Origin of the sequence: Sulfurovum sp. (assembly GCF_049668085.1) — a bacterium.
Lineage (GTDB): Bacteria > Campylobacterota > Campylobacteria > Campylobacterales > Sulfurovaceae > Sulfurovum.
Map to the genome: position 1 here is coordinate 36,934 of NZ_JBATIY010000065.1, position 17,185 is coordinate 54,118.

Genomic DNA, 17,185 nt, shown 5'->3' on the forward strand with positions numbered 1-17,185 from the left:
CTAAAATGAAGAAGGGCAGATATGATAGTAGGCATAGAAGGTACATTGGAAAGAAAAGACCCCACGTTTATACATGTGAATGTAAATGGATTGATCTATGAAGTGATGGTATCTATCAATACATCAAATGCTATAACAGAGAAGAAAGTCAAACTTTTTGTGACTCAGGTCATACGTGAAGATGCCAATCTACTTTTTGGATTTATGGACAGTAATGAACAAAAGATGTTTGACACTGTTTTAAAGATCAATGGAGTAGGGCCAAAAGTAGGGTTGGCTATTTGTTCTACCTTTACACCTGGAACTTTTGCAAAAGTGGTAGCTTCCAAGGATGTCAGTATGCTCAAACGTGTACCGGGTATAGGACCTAAAGCAGCCAGTCGTATCTTGGTAGAGTTGGCTGATTTCATTGTAGATGGGAATGAAGAGAGTGCCAATAGCGGTGCCTTAGGTGAAGCGATAATGGCACTAGAGAGTTTAGGATTTAAAAAAGAGGCCATTCAAAAAGCGCTTTCAGGATGTACTGGAGATACAAGTACACTTGTCAAAGAAGGGTTAAAAAAGTTACAACGCTTGTAATAAGCTTTTGGCTTTCGTATCTATACGTTATATAACTCTTCAAGCATATTGAGTAGAGGAAGATAAAGCATTTCCACTTCTGCCATTTCAACGCTCCCTTGATTAGGAAAGAAAAAATGACTGTTTCTGTTTCGACGTGTACGTATGATAATATAGATCATCTCTGAGATCAGTATTTCCTTTTGAGGATCGAATGCAGTTTTTCCAAATAGTTCTTCTTGCACACTTTTTAAGGCTGTACTGATGGTACCTGTATTGATCTGTGCGATATAGTCTATTTGTAAGTCTTTGAGTGTCTCTTTGAGCCATGGATTATCTATGGCTGTGATCTTGTTACCATATTCACAATGGGCTCTTTTTTTAAAGAAAGGAATATGGTGTTTGAGTAGACATGATTTAAGTAAGATCTCTACTGAAAGCGAAAGGTCTCGCCAAAAGTCTACGGCTTCAAAAGGATCTTGTTCTGATACTCGATCTAGTACAAATATGCCATTTTTATAGATGAGTATATTTTGATGTGTCGCAAGATGTACGGCATACCGATGATTTTCTGTGTGAAGTTGGCTTATGTCTATAGTCTTCATCTCTTTATGCTCTTGTGAATATCAGTTCTTTGACATTTTGTCCTATCGCTTCGGCGACCACTGTACATTTTATAACAAAAAGGAAATAGATAGGACGTTTGGCTACTTTATACAGACTTTCAAAGTTTCCCATACCTTTTGCAAGTACTATGTCAGCACGATCAAATATTTCTCGAGACTCATTGTTGGCCTCTTCAAGATCGTAACCTGGTGTTTCAACACTTGTATCGACAATATCTGCACAGGTATGAAGAAGCTCAGCTTCTTGGAGGGTTACATCATTGATAATAGGTTTCCCTCTCACAAAGTAATGTACATGGATATCATAACTCTTTTTAATGGTCTCTATGAGCAGTTTATCAAAGATGTGTTCTCCCACATTATCAGCGATAAGTACCAACTCTTTGGCGTGTTGTAACTCTTTGATAAACTCAACGGTATCATCTAGAACGAATGAGCGGTGAAAATGACTTTGGATCATTTCATTGAGTGAAAATTGTTCTTGTGATCCAAAATCGATCACATTGCCAATAACCGCCATTTTAAGTGCATCTGGAATGGTATGAATAAAAGAGGTATCTATCTTCATTGCTTCGTGTGTAGCACGTTCTTTCGCAAGTGCTACGGGATCTTCATCACCAGTGATATCAGATATAGCTTGATAGATATCTTTTGCGATCTGCGGAGGGGTACTTAACATGTCATGGTCCATCAAAACCTGTGCAGTCCTATCGAATATTTTTTTACTTGTTTCATCATCAAGATCTAAAAGTTTGGTCACTTTGAGGGCTTGATCAAATAAACAGGATAAACAGTCAGGTTTAATGTTCATGTCACATATCCTTTAAACAACGCTTACAAGGTGTATAGAAGGACTCCTATGTAGCGGTATTACTCTCAAGTTTAGTTAGAAAGTAAGTAAATGAATGTAAGGTAGCTGAAGAATCCACCTAGCATCCAAGCAACTATATGAATAATCCTAATTTTACATTTTGCTTCATCTTTTTCAGATAATTCATTTATGAGTTTATTTGCAGTTGCTAGTTCTTTTTCGAGTTCTTCAATTGTTTTCATATTTTGCCTTTATTGTATAACTAATTATAAAGTTTAAAGCTTTAAATATCCTACTTTTATTACACACATTAGAGCGTTAATCATACTGCAGTATAATAACTGAACAAGTCAAAGGAGTATCTCTTGTATTTTAAACAGTTAACTATCGTATTTTGTATCGTATTAGGAAGTATGACTCTGAGTGCAGAGCCTACAAAAAAAGACAATATTCATATGTTTCCTCAAGCACAGGAAGGTTATGAACGTCATGTTGTTGAAGTACCTAAAAGTGAGAATGATTATGATCGTCGCGTAGAGCTACTTATAGGTAAAAATATGATGGTGGATTGTAATCATCATTCGTTTTATGGAGAGATCACAAGTGTAACGCTTGAAGGATGGGGATATATATATCTGGAAGTAGAGAAGATAGAAAGTGGTGCAACAACCATGATGGCATGTCCTGAACCCAAAACAGAAAAATTTATATCAATACGTGATGAACTACGTAGATACAACAGCCGACTCCCTATGGTTATCTATGTACCAAAAGGGTATGAAGTACGCTATCGTATTTGGAGTGCTGATCCTACGGTTCTGCGGGCAAAGCAGCGATAGTTTTACCAAATACTATATCCAAATTTGATGCTCGCTGAGTTGCTAAGTTCATCTTTTATAACATGACTGTATGAGAGTGTAGTAAACCATTTGTCATTGATCCTATAAAAAAGTGTTGAGATAATTGAATGTGCAGGATCGTTGGTGGTAAATTTACTTTCGGCATAAGAGTAGGCGATATTGGCATAAAGGTCTTTAGTAAAAAAGTAACCACTGCCGGCATAAACTGTATTGATGTCCTCTAATGGGGTTACTATTTGATCATCTTGGATAAATGTATGGCTTACTCCGGCAAAAATTGAGAGTGCAGATTTAGGATAATAGATAATAGAACCATACAGTGTATAGTCTGTGTTGTTCCCTATAAAATCATAGGTGGGTAATCTAACACCCACTCCCAGACCAATTTTGAGAGATTTTGTGAGCTTGAATTTACGTTTTATCTTTAGGGTCGTATCTTGCATACCACTGTCATCATTCGTGCTAAAATACCCTGTTCGTAACGAATAACTCCAATTATTGAGATAATAACTGATCTGAAATTTGGTTGTATGCTGACTGTCTCTGTCAAGTTGTTCTTCGTCGATACTGTATCCATAGCCAAAACTGACATCTAAACTGCCACTATCTCTTTCTTCTGGGAATATCAATGTAGTAGTTGAACATCCCTTATCATTAACTACATTGAGAAAAGGAGTATCAAGACATTGGTCTCTATCATCAGGTACACCGTCCATATCTTGATCTGTAGCTGATTGCGCATGACTTAGTGTAAAGAGCATTAAGCAGGGTAAAAGTATTTTAGTCATCATCATGTTCATCCTCAATATGGTCTTCAGTTTCATCCTCAATATGGTCTTCAGTTTCATCTTCAATATGGTCTTCAGTTTCATCCTCAATATGATCTTCGGTTTCATTTTCAATATGATCTTCAACTTCATTCTCTTTAGTGAAGTGTTTTTCGGTTCTTTCTTTGGTCTTTGATAATATCTCTCTACTACGATAATGTCTTGGTTTAGTATGTCTTTGTAACTCTTTGATCGCTCGATCACTATGACGACTTTGGGTAATGGATCTGAGTTTTGTAATGGCATCTATGCGTTCTGTTTCTTGCATATGAACCACCTCTTTTTTAAAGGCATTCATAAGTATATAACGTTCTTCAACAGGTGCATTTTGAATCGCTTCAATACGTGCATCAATATTGGCACAAAGAGGTATAATAGATATCAGTAACAATAGTAAATAGGGGGTAATATGTTGTTTGATATCTATTCCTTTCTAAGATGTTGAAAATTCAAAGTAATTTTTGTACCATGGTTGATCTGACTTTGAATGTTCATACCTATATTAAGTTCATTACATAATTTGTTAACGATATGCAGACCCAGACCAATACCTCTATCTTGTTCTTTATAGTAGCGTTGCAAGACCTTATCTATATTTTTGATACCTTTACCTGTATCTTCTATAGTCACTATCTCATTGGAAATAGTTACCCTTACTTCCCCATTGGTTTTATTGTATTTTGCAGCATTACTTAGTATGTTGTCTAAAATACGTGTAAGAAGTTCATGGTTGGTCATTTTAATTAGATCATTTTCTTTTTGAAATATATAGGCTAGATCAGGATAGATATTTTGGATATTTTTCAAACGTTCCTCTGCCAAAACAGCAATGTCTATATTTTGACTTTGTGAAGGAGAGTTGTGTAGAAAACTTTTTAAATTGTTTTGTAAACGCAAGAGGTTGTCTATACTTTTTGTAAGTCTTGTGATATACGGGTCTTCTCCTTTTTCATCTTTAAGCATTTTAATATTGAGGATCATAGAGGTAATAGGCGTGTTGAAGTCATGGAGTATATCTTTGATGAACTCATCATTCAAACGCAGTGCTTTTCTGATAGGGTTTAAGCTATAAAAGGTAAAAAAGAGTGCAACAATAAAAAGCAGTAAGGAAGCCAGAAAGAATTTGATCCAAAGTGACTGAAAGATGCTTTGGATATCTGCATGAAGCTTATCTGCAGCATACGAGATCTTCATATAATATTTTTTAGATTTTGGTATCGTAAAATAAGCATGTGTTCCATTATTGTCATAGAGTTTATTGAGTATATTTTCACTTTGAGGAGCAAAATCAAAAGAGAACTGTTCGCACTCAAGAGAATAACTACACAGTTGCATCTCTTGTAAAAGGTTGTTCCTGAATTCTGTTTTTTTTGTACGATACAATTCAATAAAAAGCATCACAAGAAGTATCTCTAAAAGGGAGAAAAAAACAAGAAAGTTTTTAAAGAGGGATTCCTTTTCATAATTTTTCAAGTATATACCCTTTACCTCTGATGTTTTTGATATCAATATCTAATTTTTGTTTTATTTTTGTGATGGCCACACGTAAAGCAGTATCTGAAATGTGCTCTAGACACTCATAGAGTTCTTCTTTTTTGATCACAGAACCACATTGTGATAAAAGTTTTTCAAAAATCTTTAATTGTACATTGCCTAGATCAATAATTGCACCTTCAGATCTGATAATCTGTGACTTTGGATCAAATTCTAAATGTTTATAGGTAAGGGTACATGTTGAAAACTTTGCAGCGATACGGATAAGGAGTTCTTGAGGATCAAAAGGTTTTTTTATATAATCAATAGCGCCTAATTTAAAGCCCTCGGACATGGAATTCATATCTGTTAGTGCTGTGATAAAGATAGTGGGTGTTGTATCTTCCGCATATCGAAGAGACTTAAGAAGATCGATACCATTACCCTGTGGAAGATTGATATCAAGCAAGTAAAGGTCATAGGAATTGTTAAAGGTCAATGTTTCTGCCTCTTCTATACTCAGAGCAGTGTCTACTTTGTATCCTTCTTTCGAGAGAAAGAGATGTAGGGTTTCATTGAGTATATGATCATCTTCAAGTAACAGTAGTCTCATAGTAGTTTCTTCCTTTGATGGTAGTGATATTTTAGCACAAGAGTAGTAGAATTATCGAGATGGGAATATTCCCCATCTTGAATAGTCTATATCAAAGTACAATATGAATCTCTATTTGTTCATTATGTCAGTCATAATATCTAAACTTATCACCTCTTTCAGGGGGAACTTTTTATTATATCCCCTGATAGAATTATCGAACAATTCTATCAGAAGTTGTGTTACCCATGTGTTAATAGTGTTTCAAATAAGAGGTATTATGTTTTTTGAACAACGCGTCTGGCAGAAACAAATGTTTTGGCATAGCTGCCATGTGTGAGGGGAGAGATAATGATACCTTTCTTTTTTGATGCGGCATGGATGAAGTTTCCATTGCCTATATAGATACCTACATGTGTGATAGGTATACCTCTTTTTTTGTCTGTCAGAAAGAAGAGTAGGTCTCCTTTTTGCAGATCATTCTTCTCTACTATTTGTCCTTTTTTTGATTGTGCCCATGCAGTTCTTGGTAGATTGATGTTGTGTTTTTTGTAAAGGTATTGTACATAGCCTGAACAGTCAAATCCTTCCGGAGTAGTACCACCCCATACATATTTTCCACCTTTAAAGTATTTAGCATCTTCTAAAAGTTTTTGTTTATCTATTTCTGAGATCTGGTAGGTTTTCCCTACTTTTTTTGCCTCTTCCTGTGCCTTTGCGATACGTTCTGCTCTTAAACGAGCTGCTTCAGCCTTACGGGCAAGATATTCTGCACGGTGTAGTTCATCATAGATAGCTTGAAGGGAATATTCTGTGGCTTTTTGGTTCAAAAAAGCATTTTCTGTAGGTGCGATCTTAGTACTGTGAACAACATTGCCTTGTCGATCTGTAATGGTAAAGAGACTTGCTTGAGAAAATGAAACAATACATAAAACTGTAAAAAAAGGTCTTAACATTATCCCATCCATATTTTTTTATACTATAGCACAAAAAATATGAATGAAAGTTTTCTAATGTACTGTTCCGCAGAAGTTCGCATCACATCCATTGACTGCACCGGAAAACTTGGAATTGTCTATGAAGAATTTCAAAATACGTTCTTTACGTTTTTTGAAAGATGAACTTTTCAGGCTTGCAAGGGCTTCTGGCTTTTCTTTGTGTATCTTTTCAAGTTTCCCCGGAGTTTCAAAAAAGAATTCCCAGTCATCTTCGTCTATTTGTTTGGCCATATAAAATGGGGTACCATGACATGAGGTACAGAGTTTTTGTACAGTTCTCAATGCTTTTGTGTCATATTTTTCTGCAGCGTAAGAGAAGGAGGTTATCGCAGTGATGAGGCATAAAATAGCAATTTTTTGCATAAGTAAAACCTTTTTTTTGCTTATTCTAATGATTACATGTGTACTTTATGTGTAGTTGTAGTTAAATACATTCTATAATAAGATATAATACTGCCCATGAATAATCAGATCATTATTATAGGAGGAGGAGCAAGTGCATTGATGCTTGCTTCGTTACTTCCTAAAAACAGTGCTACTATCATAGAGAGTAATGCCAAAGCAGGTGCAAAGATACTTGTCTCAGGTGGTGGTAAATGTAACATTACCAATACACTGATGGGAACAGAGTATTTCCTTGGTGATAAAAACTTTGTAGAACAACCCTTAAGAAAATTCAATGAAAAAGCACTTTTGAGATGGTTGGAGAGACAAAACCTACATCCTGTACTCAGAAAAGAGACACAGTATTTTTGTAAAGATTCGGCCAAGGAGTTGTTGGAGATCTTTTTAAAAGAAAGCAGGAAACAAAAAGTCTGTTTAAATGAACACGTTTTAGAAGTGACAAAGCGTGATGATATCTTTTATGTGAAGACGAACAAAAAAACATATACAGCCAAAGCCGTGGTAGTAGCCTCTGGAGGACTCAGTTATCCTAAACTCGGTGCAAGCAGTATAGGGTATGAGATAGCAGAATCATTTGGACATACTATTGTGAAAACTGCACCGGCATTGGTAGGATTCACAGTACAAAAAGAGCAGTTCTTCTTTAAAGAACTCTCAGGTGTTTCTACAGAGGTAAAGATACGCGTGGGAGATAATGTCTGTGTAGGTGCTTTGCTTTTTGCACATAAGGGGATGAGCGGACCAGCAGTACTGGATGCATCACTTTACTGGGAAAAAGGGAAGATAGAGATAGATTTTCTTCCAGGTTTTTCCTGGAAAAATGTAGAGGGAAGCAAAAAGCAGATATCTTCACTCCTGACTATGCCAAAGCGTGTTACTAAGGCATTTTTGTTACAATTGTCTCTGGAAGACAAACCTTACCATCAGCTCACAGTGAAAGAACGTGAAACACTTCAAACGTTAAGTCACTATAGTTTTGCACCTGCAGGGACTTTTGGGTATTCAAAAGCGGAGGTTACCAAGGGTGGTGTGGCTACATCTGAAATAGATGGTAGTACGATGATGAGTCAAGAGGAAGAGGGGCTTTATTTCATAGGCGAAGTCCTGGATGTAACAGGGAGACTAGGAGGCTACAACTTTCAATGGGCATTTTCAAGTGCGTACAGTTGTGCTAAAAGCTTGTCAAGCAGACATGCTTAAAGTGAAATATGAGAAAAAAATAAACTCTTAGGAAAAAGTAGTGAAAATAAAAATTGTGTTGGCAGTATTGTTTGCTGCAGTATTGAGTGGATGTGTGGGAACACCGGATGCTGAGGGCTGGAGATCAGCACAAAAAAATGAATTTTTAAAGATACTGAAAACAGATAAATATGCTTCTATCTGTGATCAGCAGTCACTTTATGCTAATGTGAAAGAGAGTGAAAACTCCAAACTGATGACTAAGTTACTTGTAGCGTATACAAAAAACCTTGCCAATGGATGTATTGTTGATCCATCTCTTACTGTAAAAGAAGGGGAAAAGACGATAGTAGGGTATGGAACGTATTCTCAAAAAGTAAGTGAATCAGATATCAAGATGAAGCTTAAAGCAGGTCAGAGTATAGAGAATATACTTAAACCTTATGTCCCTACATTCAACCAGTTTTCATGCCTTATAAAAGCACATGAACGTTTAAAGAATGATTCTAACACTTCTGCATCGACACTTCGTAAAATTCGTTTGAATATTGAAAGAGTGAAATTAATGAAGCCGGGTCTTGGAGAAAATTATGCATTGATCAATATTCCTGAGTTCGTAGTACGAATTATTGAGAAGAAAAAAACAGCTGTTATGATGAATGTGGTAGTCGGTAAACGAAAAATGAAAACACCTATGTTTTCTGCAGACCTCTCATATATAACACTAAATCCTCAATGGAATGTTCCAGACAGTATTGCTAGGAATGAAGTGATCCCTGATCTGCTGAAGGATCCGGGGTATTTGACAAAAAATCGTATGGTAATGCGTTCAACCTATGATCTTAATTCGAAAAAGCTAAGCCCAAGTTCAGTCAATTTGAATGCATATGTAGGCGGGAAAGGATACGTACCGTTTAAATTTATAGAGGTACCTTCTGAGAAAAATGGTTTAGGACGTGTGAAGTTCATCTTTCCTAACCATCATTCGGTCTATATGCACGATACGCAGTCAAAACATCTCTTTAAACGTAAAGTACGTACTTACAGTCATGGATGTGTAAGACTTGCGAAGCCATCATTGATGTTGGATTATATTTCAAAAAATTATACTTCTACCACGCCTGAAGAGATCAAAGAGAAATATGACTCTTTGAAAACGCATTATGTGAAGGTAACCAAAAGATTACCGGTGCATACCGCATATTTCACAACCTATATGGATGAGTGTAACAATCTCTTACAGTTCGATGATATTTATGGTTTTGACAAGTCACACAAACTTAATTTCTAACAAAGAAAGAAGATGACAAGAGCATGGCTGATCTTAGCTGATATACTTGTTCATCTTTTTCTTCTTTTTTCAATTATACTTTTTTATACACTGCCTTATAAAGAGGAAAACATTGTAAAGGATGAGAAAATGGCAATTGAAGAGATCATAGGCAAAGAGAATCTTTTCAATGTAAGCCTTGAAGAGAGGCTTGCATTTTTCTCAGCCAAAGTAGGCGATCCTATTTTTATACGCATCTTTAAAGAGGAATCTCTTTTAGAAGTATGGATACGCTCTGGATCAGAATATCAGCACCTAAAAGATTATTTTATTTGTGCATATTCTGGTTATTTAGGACCTAAATTACAAGAAGGTGATAGACAGGCTCCTGAAGGTTTTTATAAGGTCAAAAAATATCACCTCAATCCAAACAGTAAATTTTATCTCTCTTTTAATTTAGGTTTTCCTAACGAATATGATCGTGTTAATGAACGAACAGGATCATTTCTAATGGTGCATGGTAACTGTGTTTCTAACGGATGTTATGCTATGACGGATGAGAAAATAGAAGAGATCTATACTTTGGTAGAAGCTGCGTTGCAAAAAGGTCAAAAATATGTACAGGTACACGCTTTTCCATTTCGGATGACAGATGAAAATATGGCGCTGTATGGAGATAGTGGGTGGTATGATTTTTGGGACAACCTCAAAGAGGGATACGACTATTTTGAAGCAGAAAAATTGCCACCCCATGTAAAAGTAGAAAATAAACAATACACGATACATGAAGCAAATGAATAGCAGTTTGATCATCTAAAACCTCTTATTTCTTTTTCACACACTTTTTGTTTGCTAATATTCTAAATATTCATATAAAGATTTAAGTTTTTCTGATACAATGAAACATGAACTAGAGGTGTGATTGAGATGCGTATCTAGCGTGGTATCTCTATCATAATAATACTTTATACTGATCATTGAAAATGATAATATATAATTTAGGAGAAATAGTAATGGAAAAAGCACTTAAAGAAAAATTGGAAAGAGTTGTAGAACTTGTTAATAATGTAATGGTAAACCCAGACATTGAGATTGAATATTGTATACCTGAAGTTGAAACAACAGCAGAGACTTGTGATGTTTCTGGAGATCCTTATATACACTTGAAATATAATGCCAATGGAACACATATAATGGAACAAAATATACCTCTTAAACATCACTATATAAACAAGACAGCAGAAGATTTAGCAAATCTTGTTACCTTCTATATTGAACAGTTTGTTGAGCAGATCGATTCTGTTGAGAATGGTGCTCAGTAAGGTATTGACTATGGAGTAAAGACTCTAGAGATCTACAGTCTTTACTACTTTTTTGAAATCCTCTTAAACAAGCTCTCCAATATTTATTCTTCATTCTTAAAACAAATCTATACTATAAACAAAATCCATACACAACTAACACTTAGGTAACACTTCCATAACACTTAAGTAACACTGTTCACGATACACTTCCTCATATACAAATTAAAAGGACAGGTATGAAAACAACTTCATTGAAACTCTCGGCTTTAGCCTCTGCACTTCTTTTAGCTGGATGTGGCGGCGGATCATCTACCACTGCAGACAACACAGCTATTACAACATCCAATTCCCTATCAAAAATCAGTGGTACGGTTCCAGGAACGCTTATTGAAGCTTTCTGTGAGGATGGCAGTTACTATAAAGTCAAATCTATTGAGAATAATACGGATGAGCATCCATTTGAGATTGAAATCCCTAGCACTCTGAGCTGCTCTTTGGTCATGACAACCAATGAGGATGATACTGTAAACAAAGTAGTTACCCAGATCGGTATGATCACACCTGATGCAAACGGGACACTCTTTACAGCAGTATCAGATGTAGATCTTGGTCACATTCCTCTGGCAATGGACCCTTCTAATATCAATGATAGCAATGGCGATCATGTCTCAGATGATATATTGAACATTCGGGTTGATGGCATATCAATCGTAATTGAACTTGAGAATCCACTGGATGATGATAATGATGGATTAGTCAATGTCTATGAAGATGATGATAATGATGGTATCAGTAACTATGAAGATGACGATGATGATGGTGATGGCATGGTGGATGTTGATAATGATCTGGATGATGATGGTATCGATAATGATAACGATGTTGATGATGACAATGATGGTATTCGTGATAGTGAAGATTCAGATGACGATAATGACGGTATTGATGATTATTTAGATTCAGATGATGATAATGACGGTATTGATGACGAAGATGAAGGTTCAACCGATACTACTACAGATATAGTGTTACCTACAGCTTACACGGCTAATGCAGGACGACTTTTAGGTTCGCAATGTGCGCAGTGTCATGGTACGAATGGTATCTCTACAAACGAATGGGACAGTATTGCAGGCGAAGATGACCTTGGAAGTGAGATCTTTGATGATGAACCAATTATGAGTGCCCAGGCTCATGGATATACCAGTGAAGAGATCATATTGATCGGTAACTGGCTGAAAACACTTAAAACAAATGATTAAAGGATAGTAGATGAAAACAACCCATTCAAATTCAAGACGAAATTTTATGAAGTTCCTAGGAGCAAGCTCACTCTTTGCTGTGACTCCTGGTATGGCAGAAGATACTACTACTCCACATATTGTAGTAGTTGGCGGTGGATTTTCAGGAGCAACCTGTGCAAAGTACCTAAAGATGTGGGGTGGAAGCAGTGTGAATGTAACCATCATAGAAGCAAATCCAACCTATGTATCACCTATACTAAGTAACTTGGTGCTTAATGGACAGAAAACGATCTCTGATCTCTCCTTTACCTATGGCGATCTGAGCAGTAAATATGGTATCAATATGATCCACACTACGGTAAATAGTGTCGATAAGATCAATCAAAGCCTTACTTTGGGAAATGGAAGCAGCGTTAAATATGACAAATTGGTCTTGGCAGCAGGTATGGACTTTATAAAAGTAAATGATTACGATATCACTAAAGTACCGCACGCTTGGAAAGCAGGAGAGCAGACGGATCTGTTAAAAGCACAAATTGATGCAATGGCTGATGGTGATACATTTACGATGACGATTCCAGCTGCACCTTACCGTTGCCCTCCTGGTCCTTATGAAAGAGCTTGTGTAGTGGCTGACTATCTTAAAAATGTGAAAGGGTTTAGCAACTGTCAGGTAAATGTGCTAGATGCCAATGCAAATATTACAGTAGAAGCAGATACCTTCGGTGCAAAATTTGCTGAGTATGGTGTAGAGTACAAACCAAGTACAACCGTTACGGCGGTTAATGACGAGACTAAAACTTTAACATACATAGAGAATGACGTATCAAAAACGTTAAGTTCAACGGTTTTAAATGTTATACCAAAGCAAAAAGCAGCTCCTATTGTTTTCAAAGCAGGAGTTAACTCTGGAAACTGGGCACCTATTAATCCATTGAGCTACGAATCTGTTATGGCAAATGGCATATATATTATTGGTGATTCGCAAGGTACAGGGCAACCAAAAGCAGGGCATATAGGAAACTCTGAGGCAAAAGTGTGTGCAGATGCTATTTTAAGAACACTGAATGGTGTTGCATTATACCCTTCACCAAAAACAAACTCAGCTTGTTATAGTCCAACATCTACCACAGAAGCTTCATGGCTATCAGCTGTCTTTAAATATGATGAGAATGAGCAAAAAATGGTTATCTCCAATCTAGCAGCGGGTGAACCAAGCACTAGCAATTACAGTCAAATGTTTTCATGGTCAGGGAATCTTTTTTCTGATACTTTCTCTTAATTCGCTTGGCTCAAATATGTAGGATGTACTCCCATCCTACAAAAATCCAAAATAAATACTAAATTCATGTATCATCGCTACTTTCATAATGCTATTGTATAATTCAGACTAAAATAATTTAATTTTTAAGAACGGTGAAATATGGCATCTAAAGAGATACGCTACAAAGAACATACTTTTAAACTCGCTTATGAATTAGTCAACCCTACGCAAGATGATGTACTGCTTGTACTTCATGGTTGGGGGAGTAATAAAGAGATCATGAAACAAGCTTTTGGAAACACTCTTCCGGATTTTAAACATATTTATCTGGATATGCCAGGTTTTGGTAAGAGTACCAATGAGATGATCCTAACCACAAAAGACTATGCCAAAATAGTACAACTCTTTTTAGATGCATTAGGTGTTAGTGCAACCATCGCCATGGGACACTCATTCGGGGGTAAGGTTTCTACACTTATGAACACACCTTGTTTGGTACTCTTGTCATCTGCAGGTGTTGTCACCGTCAAACCATGGTCTGTAAAAGTAAAGATCGCTACATTTAAACTTCTTAAACCTTTGGGCATGAAAAAGATACGCGAACTTTTTGTGGCACCTGATGCACAGGGTGTGAGCCATGAAATGTATGAGACATTCAAAAATGTGGTAGATGAAGATTTTGAAGCCGAGTTTGCCAAAAGTAAAAGCAAGGCACTCTGTTTTTGGGGTAAAGAAGACACTGCAACACCACTTTACACAGGTGAGAAGATATCTGGACTCATAAAGAACAGTGTATTTTATCCACTGGATGGAGACCACTTTTTCTTTTTGACACATAAAGATTTTATCGCTGAAGCGATCACTGAACACTGTAAGGAAGCAAGACAATGATTTTACTAAACACAATTTTTTACGCACTTTTTATTTTAGCTATGGGCTACTATTTCATTACCAATCTACAGTGGTACAGTTACAAGTTGAACCGTGTACTTTTCCATCATACTAAAACATGGTGGCACTTTGTCTACTTCCTGGTACCGTTCGCACTTTATGTATTTGTAGATGGTATGGGTGAGTATGGTTTTGTGGTTGTCATTGCGTATTTGGGCTTACTCTTCCAATGGTACAGAGGATTGGATAAACCTTTAGTGTTTACCGGAAGGGTTAAACGTTTTTATGCTGCCTTAATCTTTTTTGCCCTTTTCATTACAGTAGTGTTTAACCATTTTGCTGTCGTCTTGCCACTCTTTTTAGCCTATTTTGTCTCTATGCTCATAGAGAAGATGCTCTTTAACGGGTTTAAAGTAAAAGCACAAAAGAAGATCGAAGCGATGGAAGACCTTATCGTAGTGGGTATCACTGCAAGCTACGGAAAGACCAGTATTAAAAACTATATTGAGCATCTACTCAAAGCCAAATATAAAACCTATGCTACACCACGTTCTGTCAACACACTTGGCGGCGTGATGAAAGATGTGAATGATGACTTGCCTGCTGATACAGAAGTCTATGTGGTTGAGATGGGTGCAAGAGGTGAGGGTGATATTGGGGAGATCAGTACCTTTGTCAATCCTCATTATGTGATCGTAGGTAAGATAGGTCCTGCACACATAGAGTACTTCAAGACGATGGAAAATATCCGTAACACTAAGATGGAGATACTTAAAACAGAGAGACTTAAAGAGGCATGGGTACACGAAAGTGCCAGAGTTAAGCCAGAGTCAAACGTACATACGTTTGGCAGCAAAGAAAATTTGGATATACGTACCATAGAAGCTGCTCCAGAGTATGTCATAGAAGATGTAGAAGCAACACTGGACAGCACAAGCTTTACACTTGATGGTGTAAGATACTCTGCAAGTATTTTGGGTGCATTTAATGCGATGAACTTGGCAGCGGCAGTGCTTGTGGCAAAAAAGCTTGGATTGAGTGATGAGCAGATACAAGAAGGGCTTTCTACACTTAAAGCGGTGGATCATAGACTTCAGCGTATCGATGCGGGTGGTAAAGTGATACTCGATGACAGTTTCAATGGAAATATTGATGGCATGATGACTTCATTTGACCTAGTCAGTACGTATGAAGGTCGTAAAGTGCTTATCACTCCAGGACTTGTTGAAGTGGATGATGAACTGAATGTTCAAGTTGCACAAAAAGCTAATGAAGTTTTCGATCTGGTAGTTGTGACAGGAGATCTAAATTATGCGATCTTTAGAGATAATGTAGAGTCAGATAAGTTGGTGAAACTTGCTACTAAAGGTGAGATGGAGGCAATGCTTGTAGAGCAAACACGCCCAGGAGATCTAGTACTTTTTGCCAACGATGCGCCAAGCTTTGTGTAGAAAAGTCCTGCCTTAAGAACTCATCCATTTAAAAAAGAGTTTATGCTTTGAACCTTTAACCAGTATGCCTTCTACGCCATTTTGTTTAGCTTTTGTGACGGTAAACCCTTCTTTTACAGTTTTATGTAATCTTGTTCTCACATAGCTGTGTATAAACTCTCTACAACCCATTCTTGTAGTTGCCAGTTTTGTAGATTTCAAAGTTTTACTGTTTGTTTTTAATTCACTTGATATACGGTTGCAGCCATCAAATCCGTCGAGTCTCATATTTTTGGCATCAAAGTCCAAAATGGCTCTTGCTTTTCGCACATCTTTACCATCCATACTACGTAAATGCCAGTTTCCGTGAAGATCATCAAGGTCCACACTTTCTGTTTGTGCCGAGAGATAACTGGTACATAATGATACTAATAGTGTTACAATAAGTGATTTTTTGTTAAGCATATAAACTTCCTCATATTATATAGTATAATGAGAATTGTATATTTAAATAGTTAACGGAGTATGTATGAGATTTATTTTATTTTTTATTTTATCAATATCGATACTTTTTGCTACACAGATCAAGCTTACAGAGAAACAAGCGAATTTCATAGCACAAAAAGTATGGCAGAATGAAGGTGCAGGTCTTGACAAGTATCTAGTGCATTGGAACGAAGGCGAGGACTTTGCATCAGTAGGTATAGGACACTTTATCTGGTTCTCTAAAGGGCATATGGAACGCTTTAGAGAAGTTTTTCCTATGGTAGTGGCCTCTATGGAAGAAAAGGGTGTAAAGATGCCAAGCTGGCTCAACTCTAAAACACCACTGCCATGGAATTCTAAAGAAGAATTTTATGCTGCGAAGAAAGCAAAAAGTAAAAAGTATGTGCAACTATTCAAATTTCTCAAGGCAACCATGCCTGAACAGGCAGACTTTATGGCACAGCGTTTAAGTGCTGCTTTGTCCCAAATGCTGGAGACCATAGAAGAGCCTGAAAAACAGCAATTGATCAAAAAACGTTTTTATGAAGTGATGCATAACAAAGATGGTTCAGTCAATGAAAGAGGGCTTTACGTGCTGTTAGACTACACCAATTTCAAAGGTGAGGGTACGTTGAAGAGTGAACGCTATAAGGGAGAAGGTTGGGGACTTCTCCAGGTACTCGAACATATGAACCCAAAAGAAGCAAACAAACTCAAAGCATTCGCTGAGTCTGCAAAAGCAATGCTTAGCAGACGTATCAAGAATTCTCCTCCTGCACGTGGAGAGGAGCGTTGGAGAAAAGGATGGAATGTCCGACTGGATACATACTGGAAGTAGTTAGAGTTTAAGAGCCTTCTCTTTGAATTTATGTAGTTTCTTCTTGGTTTGAAGCAGTAGTTTTTTTTGTCTCTTCGACGTTTTATCTAAGAGCCTATGTTCAAGTTCCTTACTGTCTAATATGCTTTT

General features: G+C 36.8%; 21 protein-coding genes. 11 read left to right on the forward strand and 10 right to left on the reverse strand.

What is annotated here, in order from left to right:
• Positions 1 to 21 precede the first annotated feature (21 nt).
• Positions 22 to 579 carry a Holliday junction branch migration protein RuvA gene (ruvA, locus tag WBM70_RS04075; RefSeq protein ID WP_424557231.1) on the forward strand — a complete coding sequence of 186 codons (558 nt, stop codon included), beginning with the start codon at positions 22 to 24 and terminating at the stop codon, positions 577 to 579.
• Positions 580 to 599: 20 nt separating this feature from the next.
• Here ruvA and WBM70_RS04080 read toward each other — a convergent pair whose 3' ends face one another.
• The 3 genes from WBM70_RS04080 to WBM70_RS04090 all read right to left on the reverse strand — a co-directional run bounded on the left by WBM70_RS04080 (position 600) and on the right by WBM70_RS04090 (position 2,237).
• On the reverse strand, positions 600 to 1,163 hold the full coding sequence (locus WBM70_RS04080; protein ID WP_424557232.1) for a hypothetical protein: 564 nt from the start codon (positions 1,161 to 1,163) through the stop codon (positions 600 to 602).
• A 4-nt stretch (positions 1,164 to 1,167) separates the two neighbouring features.
• Positions 1,168 to 1,995, reverse strand: a complete 828-nt coding sequence (locus tag WBM70_RS04085; protein ID WP_424557233.1) for a damage-control phosphatase ARMT1 family protein — start codon at positions 1,993 to 1,995, stop codon at positions 1,168 to 1,170.
• 71 nt (positions 1,996 to 2,066) lie between these two features.
• The gene (locus WBM70_RS04090) at positions 2,067 to 2,237 is read right to left on the reverse strand and encodes a hypothetical protein (RefSeq protein ID WP_424557234.1); all 171 of its coding nucleotides are present in this window, start codon (positions 2,235 to 2,237) and stop codon (positions 2,067 to 2,069) included.
• Positions 2,238 to 2,360: 123 nt separating this feature from the next.
• Here WBM70_RS04090 and eco point away from each other — a divergent pair, with 123 nt between their 5' ends.
• Entirely contained in the window at positions 2,361 to 2,834 is a 474-nt protein-coding gene (gene eco / locus WBM70_RS04095) for a serine protease inhibitor ecotin (RefSeq protein WP_424557235.1), read from the forward strand.
• Between the two features lie 2 nt (positions 2,835 to 2,836).
• On the opposite strand, the gene WBM70_RS04100 is transcribed toward eco, so the two are convergent.
• The 6 genes from WBM70_RS04100 to WBM70_RS04125 form a co-directional block, all read right to left on the reverse strand.
• Positions 2,837 to 3,649 (reverse strand): hypothetical protein, encoded by an 813-nt coding sequence (locus WBM70_RS04100; protein WP_424557236.1) that lies wholly within the window; start codon positions 3,647 to 3,649, stop codon positions 2,837 to 2,839.
• Complete coding sequence (locus WBM70_RS04105; RefSeq protein WP_424557237.1) at positions 3,636 to 4,073, reverse strand: hypothetical protein; 438 nt, start codon at positions 4,071 to 4,073, stop codon at positions 3,636 to 3,638. The genes WBM70_RS04100 and WBM70_RS04105 overlap by 14 nt, the downstream gene beginning before the upstream one ends.
• A 32-nt stretch (positions 4,074 to 4,105) precedes the next feature.
• Complete coding sequence (locus WBM70_RS04110; RefSeq protein WP_424557238.1) at positions 4,106 to 5,155, reverse strand: sensor histidine kinase; 1,050 nt, start codon at positions 5,153 to 5,155, stop codon at positions 4,106 to 4,108.
• Positions 5,142 to 5,768 (reverse strand): response regulator transcription factor, encoded by a 627-nt coding sequence (locus WBM70_RS04115; protein ID WP_424557239.1) that lies wholly within the window; start codon positions 5,766 to 5,768, stop codon positions 5,142 to 5,144. Before WBM70_RS04115 ends, WBM70_RS04110 begins: the two co-directional genes overlap by 14 nt.
• A gap of 257 nt (positions 5,769 to 6,025) precedes the next feature.
• The gene (locus WBM70_RS04120) at positions 6,026 to 6,703 is read right to left on the reverse strand and encodes a C40 family peptidase (protein ID WP_424557240.1); all 678 of its coding nucleotides are present in this window, start codon (positions 6,701 to 6,703) and stop codon (positions 6,026 to 6,028) included.
• Positions 6,704 to 6,757: 54 nt separating this feature from the next.
• Positions 6,758 to 7,108 (reverse strand): hypothetical protein, encoded by a 351-nt coding sequence (locus WBM70_RS04125; RefSeq protein ID WP_424557241.1) that lies wholly within the window; start codon positions 7,106 to 7,108, stop codon positions 6,758 to 6,760.
• A 96-nt stretch (positions 7,109 to 7,204) separates the two neighbouring features.
• Here WBM70_RS04125 and WBM70_RS04130 point away from each other — a divergent pair, with 96 nt between their 5' ends.
• The 8 genes from WBM70_RS04130 to WBM70_RS04165 all read left to right on the forward strand — a co-directional run bounded on the left by WBM70_RS04130 (position 7,205) and on the right by WBM70_RS04165 (position 15,753).
• Positions 7,205 to 8,350: an NAD(P)/FAD-dependent oxidoreductase gene (locus tag WBM70_RS04130; RefSeq protein WP_424557242.1), complete on the forward strand. Its 1,146-nt coding sequence runs from the start codon at positions 7,205 to 7,207 to the stop codon at positions 8,348 to 8,350.
• Between the two features lie 40 nt (positions 8,351 to 8,390).
• Positions 8,391 to 9,620, forward strand: a complete 1,230-nt coding sequence (locus WBM70_RS04135) for a L,D-transpeptidase family protein (protein WP_424557243.1) — start codon at positions 8,391 to 8,393, stop codon at positions 9,618 to 9,620.
• 12 nt (positions 9,621 to 9,632) lie between these two features.
• Positions 9,633 to 10,400: a L,D-transpeptidase family protein gene (locus tag WBM70_RS04140; RefSeq protein ID WP_424557244.1), complete on the forward strand. Its 768-nt coding sequence runs from the start codon at positions 9,633 to 9,635 to the stop codon at positions 10,398 to 10,400.
• 212 nt (positions 10,401 to 10,612) lie between these two features.
• On the forward strand, positions 10,613 to 10,921 hold the full coding sequence (locus WBM70_RS04145) for a hypothetical protein (RefSeq protein ID WP_424557245.1): 309 nt from the start codon (positions 10,613 to 10,615) through the stop codon (positions 10,919 to 10,921).
• A 218-nt stretch (positions 10,922 to 11,139) separates the two neighbouring features.
• A complete protein-coding gene (locus tag WBM70_RS04150; RefSeq protein WP_424557246.1) occupies positions 11,140 to 12,165 on the forward strand; it encodes a c-type cytochrome in 1,026 nt (341 codons plus the stop codon).
• A 10-nt stretch (positions 12,166 to 12,175) separates the two neighbouring features.
• A complete protein-coding gene (locus tag WBM70_RS04155) occupies positions 12,176 to 13,429 on the forward strand; it encodes an FAD-dependent oxidoreductase (RefSeq protein ID WP_424557247.1) in 1,254 nt (417 codons plus the stop codon).
• A gap of 141 nt (positions 13,430 to 13,570) precedes the next feature.
• Entirely contained in the window at positions 13,571 to 14,302 is a 732-nt protein-coding gene (locus WBM70_RS04160; RefSeq protein ID WP_424557248.1) for an alpha/beta fold hydrolase, read from the forward strand.
• A complete protein-coding gene (locus WBM70_RS04165) occupies positions 14,299 to 15,753 on the forward strand; it encodes a Mur ligase family protein (RefSeq protein WP_424557249.1) in 1,455 nt (484 codons plus the stop codon). Before WBM70_RS04160 ends, WBM70_RS04165 begins: the two co-directional genes overlap by 4 nt.
• Before the next feature lie 12 nt (positions 15,754 to 15,765).
• On the opposite strand, the gene WBM70_RS04170 is transcribed toward WBM70_RS04165, so the two are convergent.
• Positions 15,766 to 16,197 (reverse strand): META domain-containing protein, encoded by a 432-nt coding sequence (locus WBM70_RS04170; RefSeq protein ID WP_424557250.1) that lies wholly within the window; start codon positions 16,195 to 16,197, stop codon positions 15,766 to 15,768.
• A gap of 64 nt (positions 16,198 to 16,261) precedes the next feature.
• On the opposite strand from WBM70_RS04170, the gene WBM70_RS04175 reads away from it, so the two are divergent.
• On the forward strand, positions 16,262 to 17,056 hold the full coding sequence (locus tag WBM70_RS04175; RefSeq protein WP_424557251.1) for a hypothetical protein: 795 nt from the start codon (positions 16,262 to 16,264) through the stop codon (positions 17,054 to 17,056).
• The last annotated feature ends 129 nt before the right edge of the window (positions 17,057 to 17,185 follow it).

Excerpts from the sequence above, each read along its gene's own strand:
- ruvA (WP_424557231.1), top strand. The coding sequence starts at position 22 with ATGATAGTAGGCATAGAAGGTACATTGGAAAGAAAAGACCCCACGTTT.
- WBM70_RS04080 (WP_424557232.1), bottom strand. The coding sequence starts at position 1,163 with ATGAAGACTATAGACATAAGCCAACTTCACACAGAAAATCATCGGTAT.
- WBM70_RS04085 (WP_424557233.1), bottom strand. The coding sequence starts at position 1,995 with ATGAACATTAAACCTGACTGTTTATCCTGTTTATTTGATCAAGCCCTC.
- WBM70_RS04090 (WP_424557234.1), bottom strand. The coding sequence starts at position 2,237 with ATGAAAACAATTGAAGAACTCGAAAAAGAACTAGCAACTGCAAATAAA.
- WBM70_RS04100 (WP_424557236.1), bottom strand. The coding sequence starts at position 3,649 with ATGATGATGACTAAAATACTTTTACCCTGCTTAATGCTCTTTACACTA.
- WBM70_RS04115 (WP_424557239.1), bottom strand. The coding sequence starts at position 5,768 with ATGAGACTACTGTTACTTGAAGATGATCATATACTCAATGAAACCCTA.
- WBM70_RS04120 (WP_424557240.1), bottom strand. The coding sequence starts at position 6,703 with ATGTTAAGACCTTTTTTTACAGTTTTATGTATTGTTTCATTTTCTCAA.
- WBM70_RS04125 (WP_424557241.1), bottom strand. The coding sequence starts at position 7,108 with ATGCAAAAAATTGCTATTTTATGCCTCATCACTGCGATAACCTCCTTC.
- WBM70_RS04130 (WP_424557242.1), top strand. The coding sequence starts at position 7,205 with ATGAATAATCAGATCATTATTATAGGAGGAGGAGCAAGTGCATTGATG.
- WBM70_RS04140 (WP_424557244.1), top strand. The coding sequence starts at position 9,633 with ATGACAAGAGCATGGCTGATCTTAGCTGATATACTTGTTCATCTTTTT.
- WBM70_RS04145 (WP_424557245.1), top strand. The coding sequence starts at position 10,613 with ATGGAAAAAGCACTTAAAGAAAAATTGGAAAGAGTTGTAGAACTTGTT.
- WBM70_RS04150 (WP_424557246.1), top strand. The coding sequence starts at position 11,140 with ATGAAAACAACTTCATTGAAACTCTCGGCTTTAGCCTCTGCACTTCTT.
- WBM70_RS04155 (WP_424557247.1), top strand. The coding sequence starts at position 12,176 with ATGAAAACAACCCATTCAAATTCAAGACGAAATTTTATGAAGTTCCTA.
- WBM70_RS04160 (WP_424557248.1), top strand. The coding sequence starts at position 13,571 with ATGGCATCTAAAGAGATACGCTACAAAGAACATACTTTTAAACTCGCT.
- WBM70_RS04165 (WP_424557249.1), top strand. The coding sequence starts at position 14,299 with ATGATTTTACTAAACACAATTTTTTACGCACTTTTTATTTTAGCTATG.
- WBM70_RS04170 (WP_424557250.1), bottom strand. The coding sequence starts at position 16,197 with ATGCTTAACAAAAAATCACTTATTGTAACACTATTAGTATCATTATGT.
- WBM70_RS04175 (WP_424557251.1), top strand. The coding sequence starts at position 16,262 with ATGAGATTTATTTTATTTTTTATTTTATCAATATCGATACTTTTTGCT.